General features: G+C 74.4%; 4 protein-coding genes. 3 read left to right on the top strand and 1 reads right to left on the bottom strand.

Annotated features, from left to right (window positions below; translation table 11 throughout):
* Positions 1-40 precede the first annotated feature (40 nt).
* Positions 41-766 (bottom strand): SDR family oxidoreductase, encoded by a 726-nt coding sequence (locus KS423_RS38190; protein ID WP_224284332.1) that lies wholly within the window; start codon positions 764-766, stop codon positions 41-43.
* A gap of 130 nt (positions 767-896) precedes the next feature.
* Here KS423_RS38190 and KS423_RS38185 point away from each other — a divergent pair, with 130 nt between their 5' ends.
* The 3 genes from KS423_RS38185 to KS423_RS38175 all read left to right on the top strand — a co-directional run.
* Positions 897-1,835: a LysR family transcriptional regulator gene (locus tag KS423_RS38185; RefSeq protein WP_224284331.1), complete on the top strand. Its 939-nt coding sequence runs from the start codon at positions 897-899 to the stop codon at positions 1,833-1,835.
* A 266-nt stretch (positions 1,836-2,101) separates the two neighbouring features.
* A complete protein-coding gene (locus tag KS423_RS38180; RefSeq protein ID WP_224284330.1) occupies positions 2,102-4,012 on the top strand; it encodes a glycoside hydrolase family 5 protein in 1,911 nt (636 codons plus the stop codon).
* A gap of 467 nt (positions 4,013-4,479) precedes the next feature.
* Positions 4,480-5,025, top strand: a 546-nt coding sequence (locus tag KS423_RS38175) for a condensation domain-containing protein (RefSeq protein WP_224284329.1), incomplete at its 3' end; no start/stop codon positions are given.

Here is a 5,025-nt window from a genome sequence, read left to right as displayed (position 1 = left end):
CGGCCGCGGCGGCGCGGCGCCGCGGCCCACGGGCCGGAGGTCAGGCGAGCCGGCCGCCGCCGTCGACGTGCAGCACCGTGCCCGTGACGTACGGGTTGTCGATGGCGTAGAGCACGGCCTTGACCAGGTCCTCCGGGGTGCCGACGCGGCGGGCCGGGTTGCGCTCGGCCACCCCGCGCAGGAACGCCTCCTTGTCGGCGCCCAGGCCGTCCCAGGAGCCGGTGTCGACGATGCCGGGGGAGACCGCGTTGACCCGGACCGGCGCGATCTCCACCGCCAGCGCCTGGACCAGGAAGGCCAGCGCGCCGTTGGTGGTGGCCATCACCGTGCGCGCGGGCGCCGGACGCCACGCCGCCACGCCGGAGAAGAAGGTGAACGAGCCGCTCTCGGAGACCTGCCCGGCCAGGTGCTTGGCCAGCAGCAGCGGACCGATCACCTTCGCCGCGAACGCCCGCTGCACGTCGGCCGCTTCGAGTTCCCGCAGCGGGCCGTTGGCCGGCATCGCGGCGGTCGAGACCAGGTGGTCGAAGCGGCCGGCCCGGGCGGCGAAGTCGGCGATCGACTGCTCGTCGGCGATGTCCAGGGCGATCACCTCGGACGGCCCGGACAGCTCCCCGGCCGTCCATTCCAGCTTGCGCGGGTCCGGGCCGGCCAGCACCAGGGAGGCGCCGGCCGTCGAGGCGGCCTTGGCGAGGGCCCGGCCGGTGCGCGAACCCGCGCCGACCACGACGAGCCGCTGCCCCTGGAGGGAGGTGGTGTCGGACATGGCGGAACTCCTTCGAATCATCGGGGAATCGGCCGCCCGCTGCGTCCCTCGGCGGCCACACCACGACCCTCTCCCGACCAGCACTGATGAGTCCAAGGCTTGTTTTCTACCTCAGCGATAACATCTGCTCATGGCAGCGCCGACGCTCAGGCAACTCGAATACCTGGCCACCGTGGTCGACACCGGATCGTTCACCCGTGCGGCCGAACAGCTGCACGTCACCCAGCCCGCGCTCTCCCACCAGATCAGGGCCCTGGAGGGTGCGCTCGGCGGCCCGCTGCTGGAGCGCCTGCCGCGCTCGGTGCGGCTCACCCCGATGGGCCGGGCGGTCCTGCCGCACGCCCGTGCCGCGCTGGCCGAGGCCGAGCGCCTGCACGCGGCGGCCCGTCGCACGGCCGGGCTGGAGGAGGGCGAACTGGAGGTCGCCGTCGTCTACTCGGTCAGTCTCGGCATCCTGCCGCCCGTGCTGCGGGACTGGCACCGCCGGCACCCCGGAGTCCGGATCCGGCTGCGCGAGTACTCCCACACCGACCGGCTCCAGGACGCCATGGCCGCGGGCCGCGCCGACCTCGCCATCGGCCCCGCGCCGACCGGCTGGGAGGGGCCGATCCGGGAGCTGGGCGTCGAGGAGTTCACGATCGTCCTGCCCGCCGAGGACCCGCTGGCCGACCGCCCCGCCGGCACGGTCGACCTGGCCGAACTCGCCGACCGCGACTGGGTCCACTACGCCCCCGACAACGGCCTCGCCGACCTGCTCGACCAGGTCTGCGCCCGGGCGGGCTTCCACCCCCGGGCGGCGATCCGCGCCGAACAGACCTCGGCCGCGCCGCTGTTGGCCGCGGCCGGGCTCGGCCCCGCCCTGGTGCCCGCCGACATCGTCCCGGCGCACTTCGAGGGCGCCCTGCTGCGCCCGGACCCTCCGATCCTGCGCACCCTCACCGCCTACACCCGCACCCGCCCCGACCCGCTCACCGTGGCCTTCGCCGATCTCCTGGCCCGACAGGCCCGGGTCAACCCCGCCGTCTCACGGCGGCCGGCTCCCGGCGCGCCCGATGGGACACCCGGATGAGGCCACGGCCTGCGGCTGCTGCGCGAAGCGCTGTGGATCGCGGCGGGTGCCTGGCTGCTGACGGCGGCCGGCTTCCTGGTCGCCGCCTCGCGGTGGCCCCGGGTGTGCGCCTCCTTCGGCGCGTCCGCTGACGTTCACCCGGATTTCCCCGGGAGGACGGCATGCACCCTTCCCGCGCCTGAGGTTCCGTCATATCGTCGGTCCCCGTCGACGGCGCCGGTGCGCCCGGTCACGGCCCGAGCCACCTCACCACAGCGGGGACGATCATGAAGAGTCTTGCGGCGCGCCTGCTCGCCCTGGCCGCGGCCCTGCCGGTCCTCGCCGTCCTGGCGGCGGGCCCCGGCGTCGCGGCGCCGCACGACGGTACCGGGGCCCGGCCGGCCGCCTCCTGGACCGGGCCGCTGAGCACCCGCGGGCGCTACGTGGTGGACGCCAACGGCGAGCGCTTCAAGCTGAAGTCCGCCAACTGGGCCGGCGCGCAGGGCACCTGGCAGGGCAGCGGAAACGTCGACGAACCGGCGAACAACCAGGCCGGACAGGTGTCGCACAACATCCCGCTGGGCCTGGACCGGGTACCGGTGGCCCGGCTGCTGGCCGACTTCCACGAGCTCGGCATCAACAGCATCCGGCTGCCGTTCGCCAACGCGGTGATCCACGACAACGCGCCCGTCCCGGACTCCGCCGTCGCCGCCAACCCGCAGCTGCGCGGCCGCACCCCGCTCCAGGTCTTCGACGCCGTGGTGGCCGCGCTCACTGCCGACGGCTTCGCGGTGATCCTCAACAACCACACCACCAGCTACCGCTTCTGCTGCGGCCTGGACGGCAACGAGCGCTGGAACAGCGGCCAGTCGACCGCCCAGTGGGTGGACGACTGGCTGTTCATGGTGAACCGCTACAAGGCGGACAAGCGGGTGGTCGGCGCCGACCTGCGCAACGAGGTCCGCCGGGACGTCTGGGACGACCCCAACTGGGGCTGGGGCGACAGCCACGACGAGTACGCCGCCTTCGAGGAGGCCGGCAACCGCATCCTCCAGGCCGACCCGGACATGCTCGTCGTCATGGAGGGCATCAACTGGTACGGCATCCCCGCCGCGGGGTTCAGCCACGGCCGCCCGATGCTCACCCCGGTGCGCAACCTCTCCAACACCCTGATCGACTCCGGCAAGCTGGTCTACTCCGCGCACTTCTACGCCTACACCGGCCCGGCCAACACCGGCGCGGGCAGCGGCCCGGGATCGACGAACGACCCGCGCTACCAGGACTTCACCCCCGAGCAGCTCGCCCAGGTCGTGGACGACGAAGCCCTGTTCGTCACGAGGGCCGGGCAGCACTTCACGGCCCCGGTCTGGATCAGCGAGTTCGGCGCGGGCGGCCGCGGCTCGACCGACGCCAAGGAGCAGGCCTGGCTGCACTCCTTCACCGACATCCTGGTACGCAACGACACCGACTTCGCCGTCTGGCCCCTGGTCGGCTGGGCCGACGCCACCGGCGGGCCGCTGGACACCTGGGCGCTGCTCTCCTACGGCCCCGACGGCAGGCGCACCGGCCTCACCGACCCCGGCGACTGGCGGGCCGCCGACTGGACGAGGCTGATCGCCGCGCCGGGGGCGAGCGGCCCGGTGCCCGCGGTGAACCACTGGAACATGCTCGGCCTCGACCACGCCGACCAGAACCTCTCCCGGCGGATGCTCGCACGCGCGGACTGGAGCACCGGCAACCGCAAGGGCAACTGCCCGGACGGCCAGCGCCTGACCGCCCTCGCCCGCGGCGACAGCCGGGCCCTGTGCACCGACGCGGGCGAGCCGGCCGCCGGCAGCGGCGACTGGACCACCGTCACCGACGAGCGCTACGTCACCGGGGGCGACTGGGCGTACGGCTACGACAAGCTCCAGTGCCCCGACCGGACCTTCGCGGTCGGCTACAGCGTGCACAACAACGGCATGGCCGCGCTGCTGTGCGCACCCGCCGCCGCCCCGCTGCCGCTGAACGGCCGCACCCTCTGGTTCGACCGGGGCGACAACCGGCCCGCCACCGGCGGCTCGGTGGCGAGCGACTGGGCGCCGGGCCGCTACAAGGGCCAGTGCGCGGACGGCGAGTACCTGGCCGGCGTCGCCTCCACCTGGCAGCGCCTCCAGTACGGGGCCCCGGCCGCCCTGCTCTGCCGCCCGCTCGCCTGATCCGGCGTCGGCCCGGGGCCCGGGGCGCTACGGCGCCCCATCGACGCGTCGCGGCGGCACCGGGGGCCGGTCCCGCCGGTGCCTCACGGCGCAGTCGGCGGCCGTTGAGACGATGACGAACGATCAGAAAGCCGCCCCGGGACCGCATTCCCGCAGGTTGGACGCGTTCATGACGCCTTTGTCGGCGGGGTGGACGACCCTTGACGGCGCTGGGCTTCTCTGCCAACCTCTCGGCAGGTCTGGACCAAGATCGGTCTTTCACCGGGGGAGAGGACCGGCTCCGACCCGGTCGTGCGCAGGGGGGATCTGCGGGCCGGGACGGTCGAGGCCGGAGCGGCCCGTCGGCCGGCGGGGGCCGGTCGGACGCCACCCGGAGGCCGGGTCGCCAGAGAAGTCCGCGGTGCCGGCCACGTCGGCGCCCGGCCACGGGGAACGCGCCATTCACCGACTGCCGAATCGAGCCGCACATGCCACACACCCTCCCCCTGCACGCGTCGCCCCTCCAGCGGGGCATCTGGTTCACCGAGCGCCTCGGCCAGGTGCACGGGGTGTTCCACATGCCCGTCCTGCTCTCCTTCGACCGGGTCGACGCCGAGGCTCTCTCCCGGGCCGTCTCGACGGTGACGGCACGTCACCCCGCCCTGTCCCAGGTGTTCGTGGAACGCGAGGGGAGCCTCGTGCTGGAGCCCGGCGCCGCTCCGGTCCTCGACGTGGTCGACGCCTCCGAGGACTGCGCGCAGAGCCGGGAGAAGCGGCTGGCCGAGGACGCGGCGCGCCCCTTCGACCTCCAGGCGGGCCCGTTGGCGCGGTTCACCCTCTACCGCGGCCGAGGTGATGCGGCGCAGCTGCTGGCCGTCGTGCACCACGCGGTTTTCGACGGGGAGTCGAAGGACGTCCTGGTGGCGGAACTCGCCGCGGCCTACGCGCAGGCCCGGGGCGAGGCCGCTCCGGCCGCCGGCCGGAGCCCGTCCGCGCCCCTCGCCCCGCCCGACCCCGACCTCGTCCGCCGGGCG

Origin of the sequence: Streptomyces sp. LS1784 (assembly GCF_020103755.1) — a bacterium.
GTDB lineage: Bacteria > Actinomycetota > Actinomycetes > Streptomycetales > Streptomycetaceae > Kitasatospora.
This window is presented reverse-complemented; position numbering and strand designations above follow the sequence as displayed.

What these genes read in the sequence shown, in the direction of transcription:
- KS423_RS38180 (WP_224284330.1), top strand. Translation starts at nt 2,102, where the DNA reads ATGAAGAGTCTTGCGGCGCGCCTGCTCGCCCTGGCCGCGGCCCTGCCG.
- KS423_RS38185 (WP_224284331.1), top strand. Translation starts at nt 897, where the DNA reads ATGGCAGCGCCGACGCTCAGGCAACTCGAATACCTGGCCACCGTGGTC.
- KS423_RS38190 (WP_224284332.1), bottom strand. Translation starts at nt 766, where the DNA reads ATGTCCGACACCACCTCCCTCCAGGGGCAGCGGCTCGTCGTGGTCGGC.